The 204-nt window shown below is 48.5% G+C and carries 1 rRNA gene; it reads left to right on the plus strand.

What is annotated here, in order from left to right:
- Nucleotides 1-66 (plus strand): 16S ribosomal RNA (locus WG891_RS27225); the annotation flags it as partial.
- Nucleotides 67-204: the final 138 nt, after the last annotated feature.

Genomic DNA, 204 nt, shown 5'->3' on the forward strand with positions numbered 1-204 from the left:
TTCATGACTGGGGTGAAGTCGTAACAAGGTAACCGTAGGGGAACCTGCGGTTGGATCACCTCCTTACCGAACGATATTGATTGAGTGAGTGCCCACAACAGATTGTCTGATGAAAAAGTAACGAGCAGAAAACTCTTTATAGGCTTGTAGCTCAGGTGGTTAGAGCGCACCCCTGATAAGGGTGAGGTCGGTGGTTCAAGTCCA

The sequence above is a fragment of the Serratia sp. MMO-28 genome, from assembly GCF_037199905.1.
GTDB lineage: Bacteria > Pseudomonadota > Gammaproteobacteria > Enterobacterales > Enterobacteriaceae > Chania > Chania oryzae.